Annotated in this window: 18 protein-coding genes and 1 tRNA gene; 10 read left to right on the top strand and 9 right to left on the bottom strand. The window is 32.3% G+C overall.

All coding sequences use genetic code 11. From position 1 onward, the window contains the following. Positions 1–398: 398 nt before the first annotated feature. From MY490_RS16645 to MY490_RS16670, 6 genes are all read right to left on the bottom strand, one after another. Positions 399–471: transfer RNA gene (locus tag MY490_RS16645), tRNA-Val, on the bottom strand. A gap of 134 nt (positions 472–605) precedes the next feature. Then, positions 606–800: a hypothetical protein gene (locus tag MY490_RS16650; RefSeq protein WP_248266678.1), complete on the bottom strand. Its 195-nt coding sequence runs from the start codon at positions 798–800 to the stop codon at positions 606–608. A gap of 276 nt (positions 801–1076) precedes the next feature. Then, positions 1077–2291: a DUF6944 family repetitive protein gene (locus MY490_RS16655; RefSeq protein ID WP_248266679.1), complete on the bottom strand. Its 1215-nt coding sequence runs from the start codon at positions 2289–2291 to the stop codon at positions 1077–1079. 99 nt (positions 2292–2390) lie between these two features. Then, positions 2391–3047 (bottom strand): potassium channel family protein, encoded by a 657-nt coding sequence (locus tag MY490_RS16660; protein WP_248266680.1) that lies wholly within the window; start codon positions 3045–3047, stop codon positions 2391–2393. 14 nt (positions 3048–3061) lie between these two features. Next, positions 3062–4372: a TrkH family potassium uptake protein gene (locus tag MY490_RS16665; protein WP_248266681.1), complete on the bottom strand. Its 1311-nt coding sequence runs from the start codon at positions 4370–4372 to the stop codon at positions 3062–3064. Positions 4373–4532: 160 nt separating this feature from the next. Beyond that, positions 4533–5447, bottom strand: a complete 915-nt coding sequence (locus tag MY490_RS16670) for a DMT family transporter (protein WP_248266682.1) — start codon at positions 5445–5447, stop codon at positions 4533–4535. 117 nt (positions 5448–5564) lie between these two features. Here MY490_RS16670 and MY490_RS16675 point away from each other — a divergent pair, with 117 nt between their 5' ends. From MY490_RS16675 to MY490_RS16695, 5 genes are all read left to right on the top strand, one after another. Next, positions 5565–6293, top strand: coding sequence for an alpha/beta hydrolase (locus MY490_RS16675; RefSeq protein ID WP_248266683.1), 729 nt, complete (start codon positions 5565–5567; stop codon positions 6291–6293). Positions 6294–6406: 113 nt separating this feature from the next. After that, complete coding sequence (locus tag MY490_RS16680) at positions 6407–6922, top strand: YjcG family protein (protein WP_248266684.1); 516 nt, start codon at positions 6407–6409, stop codon at positions 6920–6922. Continuing rightward, entirely contained in the window at positions 6919–7350 is a 432-nt protein-coding gene (locus MY490_RS16685; RefSeq protein ID WP_248266685.1) for a GNAT family N-acetyltransferase, read from the top strand. Before MY490_RS16680 ends, MY490_RS16685 begins: the two co-directional genes overlap by 4 nt. Before the next feature lie 190 nt (positions 7351–7540). Continuing rightward, positions 7541–9835, top strand: a complete 2295-nt coding sequence (locus MY490_RS16690; RefSeq protein ID WP_248266686.1) for an ATP-dependent helicase — start codon at positions 7541–7543, stop codon at positions 9833–9835. 142 nt (positions 9836–9977) lie between these two features. Further along, positions 9978–10115 (top strand): hypothetical protein, encoded by a 138-nt coding sequence (locus tag MY490_RS16695; RefSeq protein ID WP_248266687.1) that lies wholly within the window; start codon positions 9978–9980, stop codon positions 10113–10115. Positions 10116–10169: 54 nt separating this feature from the next. Here MY490_RS16695 and MY490_RS16700 read toward each other — a convergent pair whose 3' ends face one another. After that, positions 10170–10520: a DUF1360 domain-containing protein gene (locus tag MY490_RS16700; RefSeq protein WP_248266688.1), complete on the bottom strand. Its 351-nt coding sequence runs from the start codon at positions 10518–10520 to the stop codon at positions 10170–10172. Between the two features lie 288 nt (positions 10521–10808). On the opposite strand from MY490_RS16700, the gene MY490_RS16705 reads away from it, so the two are divergent. Next, positions 10809–11345: a CotY/CotZ family spore coat protein gene (locus tag MY490_RS16705; RefSeq protein WP_248266689.1), complete on the top strand. Its 537-nt coding sequence runs from the start codon at positions 10809–10811 to the stop codon at positions 11343–11345. Positions 11346–11406: 61 nt separating this feature from the next. Here MY490_RS16705 and MY490_RS16710 read toward each other — a convergent pair whose 3' ends face one another. Next, complete coding sequence (locus tag MY490_RS16710; RefSeq protein ID WP_248266690.1) at positions 11407–11949, bottom strand: CotO family spore coat protein; 543 nt, start codon at positions 11947–11949, stop codon at positions 11407–11409. A 242-nt stretch (positions 11950–12191) separates the two neighbouring features. On the opposite strand from MY490_RS16710, the gene MY490_RS16715 reads away from it, so the two are divergent. After that, positions 12192–12665 carry a spore coat protein gene (locus MY490_RS16715; protein ID WP_248266691.1) on the top strand — a complete coding sequence of 158 codons (474 nt, stop codon included), beginning with the start codon at positions 12192–12194 and terminating at the stop codon, positions 12663–12665. A 377-nt stretch (positions 12666–13042) separates the two neighbouring features. Beyond that, entirely contained in the window at positions 13043–13708 is a 666-nt protein-coding gene (locus MY490_RS16720) for a DUF2642 domain-containing protein (protein ID WP_248266692.1), read from the top strand. A 389-nt stretch (positions 13709–14097) separates the two neighbouring features. Here the strand turns inward: MY490_RS16720 and fabI are convergent, their stop codons facing one another. Further along, positions 14098–14868, bottom strand: a complete 771-nt coding sequence (gene fabI / locus MY490_RS16725) for an enoyl-ACP reductase FabI (protein WP_098844207.1) — start codon at positions 14866–14868, stop codon at positions 14098–14100. A gap of 251 nt (positions 14869–15119) precedes the next feature. On the opposite strand from fabI, the gene MY490_RS16730 reads away from it, so the two are divergent. Beyond that, the gene (locus tag MY490_RS16730) at positions 15120–16283 is read left to right on the top strand and encodes an FtsW/RodA/SpoVE family cell cycle protein (RefSeq protein WP_248266693.1); all 1164 of its coding nucleotides are present in this window, start codon (positions 15120–15122) and stop codon (positions 16281–16283) included. Between the two features lie 164 nt (positions 16284–16447). After that, positions 16448–17206: a bis(5'-nucleosyl)-tetraphosphatase PrpE gene (gene prpE, locus MY490_RS16735; protein ID WP_248266694.1), complete on the top strand. Its 759-nt coding sequence runs from the start codon at positions 16448–16450 to the stop codon at positions 17204–17206. Positions 17207–17376: the final 170 nt, after the last annotated feature.

The following is a 17376-nucleotide window of genomic DNA, read 5'->3' on the forward strand; positions in this document are numbered from 1 at the left end:
AGACATCGGCTAGTGATTTAGAGGTTTCAGCGATTGGACTAGGTCTGACGGGAATGTCCCCAGGAATTTATGGTACGATAAATGATGAAGAATCAATTAAAACCTACCCCCATCGATCATACGTTTCCGCCAAATCTAGTGATCATATCAACCTGAAAATTGTTAGCGAGAGCTATTCAAGAGGTGAAACAACAATTGGCATCTACTCCCAATCAAATTAAGAAAAGCTGAAAAATACAGCTAATTGAATAGATTAAAAATTCTTAAATTAGTATGCATATAATTTTCTGTGCAGTATTTATACAATAAATACAATTCATTTCAAAAAATGAATATAACCGAAAAACAAAAAAAAGCCCAAACCCTTGATATACTTAGGTTTGAGCTTCTTAATCGTATGATCCCAACTGGACTTGAACCAGCGACCCCTACCCTGTCAAGGTAGTGCTCTCCCAGCTGAGCTATGGAATCGTAATATAATAGGGAGAAATCCTTCTCTCTTATTAATTCTATTATACTGTTTTGTATAATACTCTTCAACCATATTTAACAAAAAATTTTGAATAAAAGCCCACTAGAATGGAGTCTTCAATCTTGAAAAATGCTCATCGATTCGACTTTGCTTCTATTTCGTTTATTGTATGCATTAAATCTTTCCATCTCATGTCTTTGTCTCTGGGTATATTGCTTAATAGAATACTACCAACCACAATTGTTAAGAACAATAGTAAAACACCTACACCAAATACAAATGTCTGAACTTTATAGTTTTTAACGATTTTAAACAGTTTACTTTTCATAGGCGATCTCTCCAATAGTTAAATAATAATATTCCTTAACCAAAAATGGTGAAGGTACACTCTCTTTATTATTAATATTTTCCTATTTGCCTATTATGTAATCAAAAATTCCAAAATCGTATTTATTTAATATTTTGTTGCATTTGTAAATATTCAAGCACTGCAAAAATCTTGTATTCTTTCTATTTCTACATGTTCATTTTATGTAACTTTAATGAATGGCTTATTCTATGATCTATGTATCTAGAACTAACATCCATACTATAGCTATTTTTGTTAGCTCTTTTTCTTTATCTCTGTATAATCCAAAGTTTTGCTTTTCACATGATTTGATTCAACCTTATTTTCCACCGATTTTTTCTTTTTATTTCTTCTTCTATGGTTTTTGTTCTCTTCTAGTTCTTGTTTTTCTTGCTCTTTTTGTTCAGCATTTGTCTTAAATAACTCTTTTTGTTCAGAGTAAACAGATATTATTGATCCACCAGCTTGAATCCAACTTCCACTATATTTTAAGAGTAATGCTAATTCTTCGTATTCCTTCACTAATGGATTTGTTTCAGTTTCTTCTGCATATTGTTGGAGTACATCAAAAATAACCCCATCTGACAGATCACTCGGCCCGCCTTGCTCGCTAGAAATTGATTCATCTTGTTGACGTGAAATCAGTTCATCATGTGTTTCAATTGGTTCGTAATCTGGTATTCTACCAAATAGATATTCTATTTCATTCAATATTTCTTCATTAGAAGATTCGCTTGATAGTTCTGATATTTTTCCATTATGAACTTCAATTTTATTTTTAAGTTCAACGGTATCTTCTTCTGGCAATCTTCCAGTATATTCTTGTACTTCATCAAAAATAATTCCATCTGATAGTTCACTAGACTCAGACACTGGCGCACTGCCATGATATTCTTGAAGTACATCAAATATGACTCCATCTGATAAATCGCTAGGTACTTCCACTTGCCCAGTTTCTTCTAAATAGTCTTTTAAATCCTCTATTTCTAGCTCTACAAAACCAGCTAATACTTGTAATGTATTTCCAATCGCTTGTAAAAAGTTCCCCATAAAACCTGATACATCAAAATCATCTGAACTAACTTCTTCAAGGGCTGCGATTAATCCTCCAAAAGCTTGTTGGGCATTCCCAGTGATATTTAACTTTATCGCTCGATCTGCATCTTTTGCTACTTCTTCTTTTTCTTCCTCTGCCTCTGCAGCTAATAAACTAAATAATACAGTGACATTACCTGAGGCTTGGATAATTTCACCTGCATCTTCTAATACACTAGGTTCGCCTAAAAAAGCTTCTATTATATTACCGATCGCTTGAAAGGTATTTCCACCAAAATCTAGTTGAAAACTTAAATCCTCCCATCTTTTTCGGTTTTCTCCTTTTAATCCTCTCATGGGTGTACTACTAATTGCTGAACTGATTGTTCCAATCGCATTCACCCATGCCCCAATAACCTCCATTACTTGGCTCATTATAAAACACCAATCCTTGATTAGTCATTTAGGGTAGTATATTCAACTATGACGTTTAAACGTTCCAAATCAGTAATTGTAATTGAGCCCTAATTATATTTATCCAACTTTTTTCTTAAACAATTCTATTTTTGATTTTTCTCCTACAATAAAAATTAAATCCCCACTTTTAAAAACTACATCTCCAATTTGAGATACCATCGGCTCACCATCACGTATGATTAGGACAACAGTTATGCCATATTTCATTGAAAAACTCATATCTCTTAGTGTTTTACCAACCAATTTTTCAGGAATGACCGTTTCAACACCTGCAACGTTCTTTGTTATTTCAATGTATTCGATAATGCCACTCATCGCTTCCATTCTTGCCGCTTTATGTCCAGCTTCCTCTTCAGGATAAATAACTAAATCCGCTCCAATGCTTTCTAAAATCCCACCAACTTCACGATTATTCGCCTTACAAATAATTCTTTTAACTTTTCTCTCTTTCAATCTTCTCGTAATTAAAATAGAGGCTAAAGAATCCGTTCCAATCGCTACAAATACTGCATCAAATTGACTAACACTTAAATCCTCTAGAATAGATTCTTCACGCAAATCGCCAATTACAGCATATTCTGTGTACTCCTCTAATTGCTCCAATGTCTTTTTATCTTTATCGCAAACAACAACTTCATGACCTAACCGATCAAATTCTTTTACAATTCCTCTTCCAAAACGTCCAGCACCTATTACCAAATATTGCTTTGGCATATAAAAACTCCTCCTTACCCAACTGCTAAATCTTTTTCAACATATTTTAATTTTTCATTATCGATCCTAAATACGAAATAAATCAGTGTGAAAATCCCAATTCTTCCGATAAACATTAGTAAAATTAATATTATTTTTGACACACTATGAATATTTGTTGTAATCCCTAAAGATAATCCAGTATTTGTAATTGCTGAAATGGCCTCTAGTAAAATTAAATCTAATTGAAATGGCTCAAAAATCGAAATCATGATCGTTGCAACTGTGATTAATATGATAAAGCTCATTGCAATTACAAATGCACGGTCAACAACCTCTTTCTTTACGCTTGTTCTAAAAATAATTGTATCGTCCTGTGATTTAATGACTGAAAACATTTTTGCAGCTAACACTGAAACAGTTGTTAAACGAATTCCTCCTGCTGCACTCGACGAAGCCCCACCTATATACATCAGCACTAAAAGTACTAAGATTGCAGGCAATGTTAGTTCTGCAATATCAAGAGGTGCATAACCACCATTTCGACTCGTGACAGATAAAAAAAATGAATTTGTTACTTGATCAAATCTATTTAAATGTTTAAACGCGTGACCTCTTTCTAAAAGCCAAAATAAAATTGTTCCAAGAATCATAAACGAGAAATGCAGACGCATATTAATCCTTGTAAATAAGGATTTTTTCTTGTTGTATTTATAGATGTACTCCATAATAGTCGGATATCCTAATCCACCTATAAAAATTAACGCTGCTGTTACGATTAAAACTAAATTATTTTTTTGAAATGAAATTAAACTATTTCCAAATAAATCAAAACCTGTATTTGTAAAACTTGCAATTGAATGGAAAGCAGTAACCAATAAAGTTTCTAATGTAGTGTCATATTTCCCTCTAAATTGACTATAAAAAAAGAGTCCACCGATAAATTGAAAAAATAATGATGTATATAAAACTGATAAACTTAATCTTTTTATTGATTTTATGCTACTTTGATTTTGATCCTTCGATACGACTAGTAAATTTGAAATCGTAATCCGAATACCGAGTATCATAAAACCATAACTAATAAATACAACAATTCCGATTGCACCAATTTCCATTTGGATCATTAATAGTATTTTTCCCCACACATTAAAAGTCTCAACTAAGTTTACTGTTGTTAACCCAGTCACACTAATCGCACTAGTTGAAACAAATAAACTATCTATATAACTTATATTCGAAATTCGCGTAAATGGGAGATAGTATAAGAATGAAAATAAAAATGTAATGATGATATAAGAAATAAATATGTAATGGAGAGGATTTTTGGCTTTTTTCTTCTTCATATGTAGCTCTTTTCTCCTTTAATTGCTGAATTAAAGTTTATGGAATATTATTCGAATAGCTATTATCTATTCTACCTATTTTTAGTTAAAAAACAAAAAACTTTCAAACCATATGAAAGATTTGAAAGCCTTTTGTAATTTTTTAAATTAATTAGTTGAGCTATGCTGATGAAGAATTATCTGTTTTGACTTGTATTGATGTAACTTCTTTTTGTTGTTGGTATAAATACAAGAATACACTCACAATTACGATAGTACCGCCGATTAACTGAAATGATGATAACATTTCGTGAAGAAGGAAAACGGCTAAAATAGATGCACCAACTGGTTCCCCGAGTATACTCATTGATATTGTCGTAGCATTTACGTAATTTAATAAATAGTTATTTATAATATGTGCTAATGAAGGAATAATGGCAGATGCAATAAAGATGATCCAGTCTTTTGATTGATAATCAAAGAAATTATCCATCGTTACGATATTATAAATTGTTAAAAATGCAGCTGAAAATGCGAATACCCAAAAACTATACACCCAATGAGATGTATTTTTTACGGTTGTTTGTCCAACCATTAAATAGAGAACTGCAGCAATGACACTTAAAAATGAAAGAATATCACCTTTAAACGCTGACATACTTAAGCCGATATCACCGAATCCTATTAGACATACACCAATAATCGCGATAATCATACATATTTTAGATTGCATAGACGTTCGCTCTTTAAATACAAAGAATCCAAGAATCATTGCAACTAATGGCTGAAGCGCTAATATAATAGTTGAGCTCGCCACTGAAGTGAAAACTAATGAACCATACCATAAAATAAAATGGACAGCTAACATTAATCCACCTAAAGCAAATGATTTATAATGCGATTTTTTTAAAGCTTTTAATTCATTTTTTCGTTTCAATACAAATGGTAGCATCCATATACATGTAAACCAGAGGCGATACATGCTTAAAACAGATGGAGAAGCTTTCGTCCATTTAGCTAATATAGCTGAAGTTGAAATCGCAATAATGGACAAAATTAATAGTGACATCATTGCATTAGGTTGTTTTTTACTCATGTTTCACCTCTTTTAGACTTATTTTTGTAAGCGTTTAATACATTTTACTTTTCTAAATTTTTTGTATGAAGTAACATCTAATTATATCATCCTAGGGAAAAGAAGAGGAGACATTTTATGATTCAAACAAATTGTACGAGAGAAGAACATACACTATATAGTGAACACATTAAAAAAGAAATTACATTTACAATATACTATTCAAGCATGTACACCCCGTTAATAAAACATCACTTATTAATTGCTCAAGATGGACAAGACTATTTTAATTTAGGTAAAGTTCATCGAGTAATTGAAAAATTAACAAAAGAAGGTTCAATTCAACCTACAATCATTGTAGGAATTCCATATTCTTCACCAGAGGAGCGCTTTAAGCTATACCACCCTTCTCAAGTGGGACAAAAAAATTATATTCGTTTTTTAGCTGAAGAATTACTTCCATATTTAGATGATCATTTACCTTTACTTGGATTAGCCCATAGCAGAACATTAATCGGCGATTCTTTAGGTGGTACTGTTTCATTACAAGCTGCATTTACATATCCTAATACATTTGGACAAGTCATTATGCAATCTCCATTTGTGAACGATGATGTAATACAATTTTTAGAGAATACAAAATTAAATTCGATTCTTTCTATTGTTCAAACTGTTGGAAAACAAGAAGAAAATGTTTTTACACCAAGTAAGCAGTGGGTTAATTTTGTCGAAGGTGGACTACAATTAAAAGATATTTTAGCTAACTTCCCTGTTGAATTACATTATGCAGAATATGAAGGCGACCATACTTGGACAAACTGGGAAAAGCAACTTGAAGAGGTATTAAAAATTAGTTTAGCAAAATAATTCGTGAAACTTAGCGATTTTCAAAAAATTTGGTATAATTAAAATTAGTTATTTTTCTTTCGTTAATTTTTTCAAATTAAAATATAAAGTATTGTAAACAGGAGGTAATTTTTATGAAATGTGGCGTTGTTATTTTCCCATCTAATTTAGTTCAAGATAAGGCTAATGAGTATAGAAAACGTTTTGATCCCGCTTATACGTTAATCTCTCCTCATGTAACAGTAAGAAGTGGATTCGAATTAAGTGAAGATCAACTTCCAAATATTATTTCACAATTAAATGAAATTGCGAGTCAAATTGAACCATTTGAATTGGAAATTAATAAAGTAAGTTCTTTTGCACCAGTTAATAATGTCATTTATTTAAAAGTTACACCTGTTGAAGCATTAAAAGAGCTTCATGAAAAAATGCACACTGGCGCTTTCCCAGAAATAAAAGATTATGCATTCGTTCCGCATATTACAATTGGTCAGCAATTACAAGATGCTGAATTTGCTGATATTCTAGGCCAGTTACGCATGATTCAATTTAGTTACAGTGAAGTAGTAGATAACTTTAAATTAGTTTACCAATTAGAAAACGGTGCTTGGGAAGTGTATGAAACATTTAAATTAGGAGCAAAAAAATGAGCATTCGCACAATAGTAGCAGCAACAGAGGAAGAAATAAAAGACGCTCTTAACGTTCGAGTAGAAGTTTTTGTAGAAGAACAACAAATTTCAAGAGATTTGGAGTTTGATGGCCTTGATGAAGAGTGTATCCATTTTGTTTCATACGATGGAGAACAACCGATTGCTGCAGGTCGACTTAGATTAATCGAATCGACTGGAAAGGTTCAGCGAATCTGTGTGTTAAGTAGCTATCGAGGAAAAAAAATTGGGAATGAAATTATGTACTTAATTCATAAAACTGCTAAGGAAAAAGGTTTAGATCAATTAATCTTACACGCACAAGAATCTGCAATTCCTTTTTATGAAAAATTAGGTTATGTAATCTCTTCCGAAATATTCTTTGAAGCTGGTATTCCTCATGCAGAAATGAAACTAAAATTAAATTAAACACACTTAAAACTATGATTCAATTGAATCATAGTTTTTTCATCTGGCTATATGTAACAAACAACAGTCTTACTAATGTATTTAGTTCGATACATATAAAAGAAACTATTTTCCCAATAAAATTCACTTTTCGTACACAAATCTTTTTGGTAACATAGATGAGTCTGCTTTAATTTTAAGGGGGAAAATAATGAAAATTGCAAACTATCAAAATCAATCAATCTATTTACCAGAATTCCCTCGTTCAAGATATGAGGAAATATATCAAGCCAGTATTCGCGGGGAAGTTAAATGTGTTACTTGCCATCAAAAATTAAGTTTCACTTTAACTATTTATGATATTCCTCATTTTTATCATATAAACAAAGATCAAAATCTAACATGTTTGAATCATAATATAGAGTTAGAGCAAGAAATTGTTGCTAGATTAAAAAATAATCATTCTACTAACGAAAATACTAACGATCGTATGATTAAACTACCTACTAAGCGTTCGATCTCAAATACAGCTACGATCGAAAAAACAGATGAAAATCAATTTATTAACAGACTACCTTTTTACAATATCCCACCTTATAAAAAGAATGAACATAAAACGGATGAATTTGTGATCAATCAAATTTCATTAGATTCACAACAATGGAACGCTGTTACACATATCGGTTCACCTTTACTTGTACTTGCTGGAGCCGGAAGTGGTAAAACACGAGTCATAACAACACGAGCAATGCATTTAATGAATAACGGTATACTTCCTCATGAAATGATGCTCGTAACATTCACGTCAAAAGCATCTGCAGAAATGAAAGAACGAATGAAAGGTCTTGGTTACCCTATTCAACAAATGGAAATTGGTACCTTTCATAGTATTTTCTATAAAATGCTTTTACGATTTGACCGTACCAAATGGGATTCAAGCCGTTTAATTAAATCGGATTTTCAAAAGGAGATCATGTTAAAGCAAATTGGTCGACGACTTGAAATTGATGAAAAATCATTTGCATATGACCAGGCTATTCAACAAATCGGTTTATGGAAAAACTCTTGTATTTATCCACATGAGATTAGATCAAAAGATGCTTGGGAAGAACAGGTCGCTTCTCTTTATGAAGGCTATGAATCTTTAAAAAAGCAAAATGGTCAATTTGATTTTGACGATATGTTACTCGGTTGCTTTGAAATGTTAAATGAAAATAATGAATTACTTTTACATTATCAAAATCGATTTAAATGTTTATTAGTGGATGAGTTTCAAGATATTAATAAAATCCAATTTAATATTCTAAAAATCCTTTTTCAACATACAGAAAATATTACGGCTGTTGGTGATGATGACCAGTCAATTTATGCGTTTAGAGGAAGTGACCCCAGGTTTATCTTAGACTTTAAAGAACATTTCCAAGGATCTACAATATATCATTTAAGTGAAAATTATCGTTCCACTCACGGGATTGTTTCATTGGCAAACGAAGTCATTAAGCCTAATAAAAACCGTTTTGTAAAATCAATGCATGCTCAATATGACTATGATCAAGTACCTTCTTTCTTCTTTCCATACGATGAAGAAGAAGAAGCAACGATGATTATTAATGATATGAAAGAAAAAATTAATAACGGTGCAAACCCAGGACAATTTGCAATTTTATATCGCACTAATACTGCATCAAGGGCTGTTTTTGAGCGATTAATTGGAACAAGCTTACCTTTTACAATCGATCAAGATGGTGACTCATTTTATGATCGACCTATTATTCGAAAAATGATCTCTTTCTTACTATTAATAGGAGATGAAGACCACCAAGCAGCATTGAAAGAAATATTACCTGTTTTCTTCCTTAAACAACAAGCATTTCAAGATGCAAAAATGAATAGTGTTATGCAAAATCTATCTTTCTTAGAAGCATTCACCACTATTAAAAGTGCAGCACCATTTCAAATTAAAAAAATTGAAAACCTGATCAAGATTTTGCGTTATTTAAAACACGCATCTCCTTTAGAAGCAATTGAGCGAATTGAAGAAAGTCCAGCATTTATGGACTATATTAAAAAGCGTGGAAATGAGTCTAATAAAATCGAACGACCTTCTGATGATTTGAGAGATTTAAAGGTCGTAAGCAAAAATTTCAAATCAATTCGAGAGTTTATTGAACACGCATTTCATATTTCTGCTAAATTTAAAGAATATAAGCAGAAAAAAAATCAGTCATCACAAGGTAATATTTCGCTTTTAACAGCTCACCGTTCAAAAGGATTAGAGTATGATTTTGTCTATATTCTAGGTGTTGTAGACGGAGGATTCCCTCATGATTATGCTTTAGAATCTTTAAAAAATGGTAACTTAGATCAACTAGAAGAAGAACGTCGTCTTCTATATGTGGCATGCACAAGAGCTAGAAAGCTATTATACTTATCGGTTCTTCAAAAAAGAAGAGGGAAAAAAGCTAATTCATCAAGATTAATTCGACGTTTCATTAATAAAAAATAAGATTGAACAACTAACTAAATTTTGTTCAAAAAATAAGGGTGAGCAAATATGCTCACCTTTTTTATGATTTATCGTCTAGTTGTTCTACTTCCACAGCCACAACCTGATTTTTTCACATAGCCGGCCGGAGCGCCTTGATAATATGGGTTATAGTTCGCTTGATTCATTTGTTGCTGCATTTGTTGTTGTTGCATTTGGTACTGCTGTTGTTGTTGGAGTTGTTGCCATTGAAAAGGAGTCATTTGACCCTGACCTTGATTATACATATCTTCCCTCCTAAATAAGTCTATTCACAATAGTATATGAAAGGAATTTTCAATCGTTCTACCTAAAATTACGAATTCAGTCTATTAACAATCGTTTCTATTACGCCAGCTGCCCCTGCAATAGCTAACAAAATGATGATGAACTCTCCCACATGTGGAAAGAACACATATATTAATAGTAAAAACGCTGTACACCAAATCCCGCTACACCAAGTACAACTTAGTAACTCACCAAAAAAGTATTGGATTCCACTACCTTTTATCTTTGTATAAGTAACTGGCACCCCATTCTCTTCAAGCGTTATTTCATCAATAAAAGGTCTTCTTAGAAAAGCTGTTATTTTATCGTGAACAACTAAACGAGTCAATCGAAAGCTTGCCAAAATTAAGATAAATAGCAACAACCAACTTATATCCATGTTAAGTATGGGGACAAGGGATATGGATGCAAGGGGTAAATATTCTAACTTAGTTACCCTATATTTATGCTCCTCTAATCCCTTCCAACCCTTCTCCTCCCCTTTTCTTTTTTACTCACCCTATTCCTTATTCAGATCTAAGCTCTTCTTTGTCTTTCTTGCTTAAACTGTACTATTTTGCTCCTAAGCCCATTTATCTAAAAAAGCAAAAATCTTCAGTAACCGTTTTTCGCCTGCTTAATATCATAGTAATGTAATATCCATCTAAAGTGATAAGGAGTGAAAATGATGAGTTGCAAAGACAACCACGACAAAAAAAGAAACCATTGTGTATGTGACGTTGTAAAATTCATAAACGATCTACAAGATTGCGCAACAAACACTTGCCCAACAGGTTGTGACGTTCCATTCTTAGGTGCTAACCCTAATGTACCACTTGCAAATACTCGCCCTTTCCTATTGTATTTAGCAAACGGTGAATTATTTAGAGTACCAGCATTTAATAATAATATGATGGCAGTTATGTCTCAACAAGCTAATCAAGACGGCAATCAAAACCAAAACAAAAACGCTCAAATCAACAATTGCCAAGATACAGTTGTTTTCCGTGTTGAAAGTGTAGATGATGATTGCTGTGCAGTGTTAAGAGCATTAGTTCCAGTAAACAACAAAGACAACAAAGACAACAAAAACAACAACCAAAATACTTTCTGCGAATTAGTAGAAGCTGACATGTTTGTTGCTTCAAACACTTGTGTAACTGTTGACTTAGATTGCTTCTGTGCAATCCAATGCTTACGTGACGTACACGTTTCAAATCTGTAAGTTTAATGTAAACTAAAAAACTATGGGTGGTAGATCATGTATCTACCACCTTTTTAACGCCTTAAATTCCTACCATTTGTATACTTACAATACTTTGAATATCCAATTCAATATCATTAATTTTTGAGGAAACCTTAATTGAAACCTTTCCTTCGTTGTAACCCATAATATAGCCAATATATAAATCTTTATCTGTTCGAATTCGGCACTCAACTTTTGGAATATAATGAGGCTTATTTATCATAAATAATACTTTTTCTTTATTCGTCATAGCTTTAAATGGTTTTTTCATCCAAGTATTGTCGGCTTCAACTTGTTCTTCTTCTGATTTTTCTTCTTGTTCATCTAAATTCACAGCATCTTCTAATTCATCTAGTTCTTCTAGTTCTTCTAGTTCTTCTAGTTCTTCTAGTTCTTCAAGTTCTTCAAGTTCTTCAACTTCTACGTATTTAGAAGCTACATATTCTTTATCTTTTTGTTTTTGATCCTGATTATTTACTTTGACCACATATGAGTGTTGTACGTTCAACTTGGCTTCTTGAAAATCTGGCTGCGCAATATATAATAATGGCTTTACACCCTCTTTAGACTCTTTTCTTGCCATTGTTGTTCCTCCCTCGTAAGTGTGCTCTCATAAATTATATGAACGGACAATATTTATCATGTTACTTTTTTCTCAATCAAGTAACCTACAAATTTAATCTAAAAACGAAACATTTGCCTATCAACACTTGACCAATTTTATACATATTCATCTAAATTGGACAAATATCCTAGTACAAACAATTGACAGGGCACATATAAATACATTGTAACCGCACAGAAAAAACAAGGAGCGATGAAAAAGTGAATAAAGAGTTATTCTCAGTATTCGTAGGTAAAGGAGTTAGAATTGGTCGAGGAGGTCATGAATCTAAAGAAGGTTTATTAATTGGTGCATTTGGAACACATATTGCTCTTTTTACAGAGGCTGAAGGTGTAATTTACTTCCCTTATACTCATATTAAAAGCGTAACTTCATTTGCAAAAGGTAAATTATCTTATGATGAAATGTACAATACGATTGAATTATTACCAAACGAGAGTTTTGTAGACTTATTAAACTCTCAAGTTAGACAATGGGTAAAAATTAATCGCGGTGGCCACGACAAAGTTGAAGGCATTCTTCTTGATGCAAACCATGATTATGTAGAAATTTCTTTTAACGATGAACTAGTGTATATTGCTACTTATCATGTAAAAAGTGTAAGTTTTGGAGAAAAATTTGAAGTTTACGAAAGAAGTAATACGACAAGCCAAACATTAAGAAGAAGAAAATAATGTTTAGAAAGGTCGTTTTATGAAATAAAACGACCCTTTTTTTATAAACCTTTGACCCTCGATGCCATTCTAATTATGTAAACCCATTATAAAGTAATTTGAAACTATACTTAATTTTGAGTGGTAATCAAAAATCATTGGAAGTATGCTGTTATGAACAAACTGATCCAACTATAAAAATTTCAAACATAATAATCTTTTTTCATTCATATAAGACAGGCACTATCTACCATGCCAACCTTTATATGAAATGATTGATTTTATTTAGACAAACTATCATCCTAATGGATATGCCCATTAATAAAATTAAAAATCCTTTTCAGAAATGAACATGTCTGAATAATAAATGATTTATCTTTTTAAGAAAGGAGAAAATCATGGCAAGTTTCAAAAATTTTCTCAACAAACAAGTTACAATTGAAATTTCCGGTAACAGTAATGTTGATGGAATCTTAATTGAAGTTGGAAATGATTTATTAGTTGTTTTCAATGGTGAAAATTTCCTTTATATTCCACTACTTCATATTCATAACCTTAGTGAGAGTACAACTGAAGAATCCTATGGTGTTGTTCCGTCATTGCAAGAATTGGAACACGAAAAAGATGAGTTATCTTTACGTAAAGTATTAACTGCAGCCAAAGGAATTTTTGTTGAAATTAATCTTTCAAATAATCGTTCTTTTCATGGCTTTATTACAACCATCATGAATAATTACTTTGTATTCTATTCACCGATCTATAAAATCATGTATATATCCCTCCAGCATTTAAAGTGGTTAACCCCGTATCTCACAGAAAAAACCCCTTATATGTTAAGTAATAATTTATTACCTGTTAATCCTTCTAATATCCCTCTAGCGCGCACGTTAGACGTTCAATTAAATAAGTTGATTGGTGAATTAGTCGTAATGAACAGTGGAGAAAATTACGAATATATAGGTAAGTTGAGTTCGATTGACTCAAACTTCATAGAGTTGACTACATCTAGAGGAGAAAGCAAATTAGTAGGTCTTCGTCACTTGAAATCAATTTTTATTCCGTAAGAATTAATAAAATTAAAATGCCACATTTACAATAAAAAAGTGCCTATTTATGATCATCGTAAGAAGGTACTTTTTTTATTTGATGAATGTCAGGTTGATTTCCCTAACAGAATGTTTACCCATATAAAGAAGAACGCCTATTTCCTCTGTATTATGTTCACTTTTCATAGGGTTAGGGGCATGAGCCTGAGATTCCGTTTCCAGCGGGATGTTTAGCCTAGTAAGTCAATCGAGAATGAACATCACTTTATAAACTAATTATTTAAATCTACATCAATAATGATTCACTTAATTCTGTTTTCCCTATAGCTTACTCATGAACCTTTATGATTGTTAGATTCAACAAAAAAAAATAGAAGCCATTTAGACTTCTATTGTTCTTACTCTTCTTATCCCATTATATGGTATCCTGAATCAACATGAATGTTTTCTCCAGTAATACCTCTTGCTAAGTCACTAAATAAGAATAAAGCAGAATCTCCTACTTCTTCTTGTGTTACGTTTCTACGTAACGGTGCTTTTTCTTCGATCTCTTTTAAGATTGTATTAAAGTCGCCTACTCCTTTTGCAGAAAGCGTTCGGATTGGTCCTGCAGAGATTGAGTTAACGCGAATATTGTATTTCCCTAAATCGTTCGCTAAATAGCGTACAGAAGCTTCTAGAGCTGCTTTAGATACTCCCATTAGGTTATAATTTTGCATTACACGCTCTCCACCTAAGTAAGTTAGAGTAACAATGCTTCCGCCTTCAACCATTAATGGTTTTGCTTCACGAGCTACACCTACTAAAGAGTAAGCACTAATGTTTTGTGATAATAAGTATCCATCACGGCTTGTATCTACAAACTCACCTTTTAAGTCCTCTTTATTAGCAAAAGCGATACAGTGTGCTACACCATGAATTGTGCCTACTTGCTCTTTAATTGAAGCAAAGCATTTTGCTAAATCTTCATCACTAGTTACATCACATTGAACTAAAAGATTGTTAGGATTTTCTAGTGAGTCAGCTAATTCACGAACACCTTTTTCTAATCTTTCATTTGCGTATGTAAAAATTAAATTTGCTCCCGCGCTATGTAATGATTGTGCAATACCCCAAGCGATACTACGGAAGTTTGCAACACCCATAACAACAAAAGTTTTTCCTTGCAATGATATCATATTCTTCATCTCCTTTATTATTAGTTATTAGTACTAGATACTAAAATAGTAGCACAAATACGATGAATTGGAAATAGTAAAGTTATTTATAGCTTTATCCACAAAAAATATAAATATAATAGTTTATTTAAAAAGAGTTTATAGTTTTGAATTCCTTTAAGGACAAAAATAAATTATAATGATGATTGTCGTACATTAAATGTGCCTATTTAAAAGCATACTAATAAAACTTATTATAGAGAGGTGAGGACATGAAGGAAGACCGTACATCTCCCTTTCAAATTGATTTCAAATTACTTTTTATCCTTTTTTGTATTGCCACTGTAAGTTATCTTGCAATTACTAGTGCAATGCCAAGCCTTCCTGCAAATCTAAGAAACATCAATTTCGCGGGACAACAAGTTAAATGGTATATCATTGGACTTGTTGGTATTGCCTTTATTATGATTATTGATTTTGATCGATATAAAAATGTTATTTGGTATATGTATGGTTTTGGACTACTCCTACTACTTGGATTAGAACTGCATATTCCAGGTGCTAAAACCATCAAAGGTGCAACGGCATGGTACACATTACCTGGTATTGGTAACTTCCAACCATCTGAATTAATGAAAATTTTTATGATTATTATTTTAGGAACGATTATTTCAAGACATAATGAAATGTACGCTGTTCGTGGAAAGAGAGAAGATATTTTACTTTTAGGTAAAATATTCGGTATTTCATTGCCTCCTCTACTACTGATTGCGAAAGAGCCTGACTTAGGTAATACAATGGTTATGTGTGCAATTATCGCAACAATGATCTTAATTTCTGGAATTCGTTGGCGCTATATTCTTGGACTAGTTTTATTAACGATTGGCCTTGGTGCTTTCATGGTTTATCTATACTTTTATCATTTTGAATTTTTCACATCACATGTGCTTGAGGAATACCAGTTAAATCGTTTTTACGGTTGGTTAGCACCGTATGAATACCCTTCACAAGGTTATCAGCTTACACAGGCATTAATGGCAGCTGGTTCTGGTTTGCTTACAGGTAAAGGGTTTCATAACGGTGAAGCATACTTCCCTGAGCCGCATACAGATTTTATTTTCACAGTAATCTGCGAACAATACGGGTTCATAGGAGCAAGTGTAGTCATTTCATTATTCTTCTTATTAATTTATCGAATGATTCATATCGCTTTAGAAAGTAACGACAAATTTGGAAGCTATCTTTGTGCTGGTGTAGTCGGTATGTTTACTTTCCAGATTTTCCAAAATATTGGTATGACGATTGGTCTACTACCAATTACAGGGATTACTCTACCATTCGTTAGTTACGGAGGAAGTTCACTTGCAACTAATCTTCTAGCAATTGGATTCATTCTTAATGTAAGATCTAGAACAAATAAGTATATGTTTGACTAATAGAGTAGAAATACAAAAAACAGGGGTAAAAGATCTAATCAAGATCTTTGCCCCTTCTTTTTTTATATTAGCAATACTCTTTTTGGAAGGTTCTTTTAGGCTGCTTTTTTGGGGCATACTACGATTATTACTAGTTGAAATAACAAACTAAAAGGATTGATAGGATGAAATACGATATTATAGGCGATATTCATGGTTGTTATAATGAATTTGTTGAATTAACTAAAAAACTTGGTTATTCGTGGGAGAATAATATTCCTGTTCACCCTGAAAATCGAAAGTTAGTTTTTGTTGGTGATTTAACGGATCGTGGACCTAATTCGCTTGCAGTTATAAAAGTAGTCTATGAACTTGTGATGAAGCATAAGAAAGCACATTATTCACCAGGGAATCATTGTAATAAACTTTATCGCTATTTTCTTGGTCGCAATGTAAAAATTCAACATGGACTTGAAACAACAGTTGCTGAATTAGAATCAGTAAGCGGGAAAGAAAGGAGCCATTATCAAGCATCGTTTAAAAAACTTTATGAAGGCTCCCCGCTTTATAATGTTTTAGATAATGGAAAATTAGTTGTTAGTCATGCTGGTATACGTGAGGACATGATTGGTAAGCATTCAAATAATGTTAAAACATTCGTTTTATATGGAGACATAAATGGAGAAGTGCTTCCAAATGGTATGCCTGTAAGAAAAGATTGGGCAAAAGATTACAAAGGTAAAGCATTAATTGTTTATGGTCATACTCCAATTAAAGAACCAAGAGAATTAAATAATACAATTAATATTGATACTGGTGCTGTCTTCGGTGGTAAACTAACAGCATTTTCGTATCCGGAACAAAAATATACCCATGTAGAATCATCCATGCCATACATTGAAGAAAAATTTAGTTTTTACGAAGAAAAAGAGAGCAGAGTATAGGAAAATAGATATAAAAAAAGTAGGTTTCTGATCGGAACCTACTTTTTGCTGATAATGTAAGCGCTCACTTATCAGCTTAATATATTAGTCTCTTCCATCCCCATGGAGAAACACTACATACTAAAAATAAGCTATTATTCATATATTGTCAATAAATTATACAAAATTTA

It is taken from the genome of Gottfriedia acidiceleris (assembly GCF_023115465.1).
Lineage (GTDB): Bacteria > Bacillota > Bacilli > Bacillales > Bacillaceae_G > Gottfriedia > Gottfriedia acidiceleris_B.

Bases quoted from the DNA above. Each gene is read 5' to 3' on its own strand.
- MY490_RS16650 (WP_248266678.1), bottom strand. From the start codon at position 800: ATGAAAAGTAAACTGTTTAAAATCGTTAAAAACTATAAAGTTCAGACA.
- MY490_RS16655 (WP_248266679.1), bottom strand. From the start codon at position 2,291: ATGAGCCAAGTAATGGAGGTTATTGGGGCATGGGTGAATGCGATTGGA.
- MY490_RS16660 (WP_248266680.1), bottom strand. From the start codon at position 3,047: ATGCCAAAGCAATATTTGGTAATAGGTGCTGGACGTTTTGGAAGAGGA.
- MY490_RS16665 (WP_248266681.1), bottom strand. From the start codon at position 4,372: ATGAAGAAGAAAAAAGCCAAAAATCCTCTCCATTACATATTTATTTCT.
- MY490_RS16670 (WP_248266682.1), bottom strand. From the start codon at position 5,447: ATGAGTAAAAAACAACCTAATGCAATGATGTCACTATTAATTTTGTCC.
- MY490_RS16675 (WP_248266683.1), top strand. From the start codon at position 5,565: ATGATTCAAACAAATTGTACGAGAGAAGAACATACACTATATAGTGAA.
- MY490_RS16680 (WP_248266684.1), top strand. From the start codon at position 6,407: ATGAAATGTGGCGTTGTTATTTTCCCATCTAATTTAGTTCAAGATAAG.
- MY490_RS16685 (WP_248266685.1), top strand. From the start codon at position 6,919: ATGAGCATTCGCACAATAGTAGCAGCAACAGAGGAAGAAATAAAAGAC.
- MY490_RS16690 (WP_248266686.1), top strand. From the start codon at position 7,541: ATGAAAATTGCAAACTATCAAAATCAATCAATCTATTTACCAGAATTC.
- MY490_RS16695 (WP_248266687.1), top strand. From the start codon at position 9,978: ATGGGTTATAGTTCGCTTGATTCATTTGTTGCTGCATTTGTTGTTGTT.
- MY490_RS16700 (WP_248266688.1), bottom strand. From the start codon at position 10,520: ATGGATATAAGTTGGTTGTTGCTATTTATCTTAATTTTGGCAAGCTTT.
- MY490_RS16705 (WP_248266689.1), top strand. From the start codon at position 10,809: ATGAGTTGCAAAGACAACCACGACAAAAAAAGAAACCATTGTGTATGT.
- MY490_RS16710 (WP_248266690.1), bottom strand. From the start codon at position 11,949: ATGGCAAGAAAAGAGTCTAAAGAGGGTGTAAAGCCATTATTATATATT.
- MY490_RS16720 (WP_248266692.1), top strand. From the start codon at position 13,043: ATGGCAAGTTTCAAAAATTTTCTCAACAAACAAGTTACAATTGAAATT.
- fabI (WP_098844207.1), bottom strand. From the start codon at position 14,868: ATGATATCATTGCAAGGAAAAACTTTTGTTGTTATGGGTGTTGCAAAC.
- MY490_RS16730 (WP_248266693.1), top strand. From the start codon at position 15,120: ATGAAGGAAGACCGTACATCTCCCTTTCAAATTGATTTCAAATTACTT.
- prpE (WP_248266694.1), top strand. From the start codon at position 16,448: ATGAAATACGATATTATAGGCGATATTCATGGTTGTTATAATGAATTT.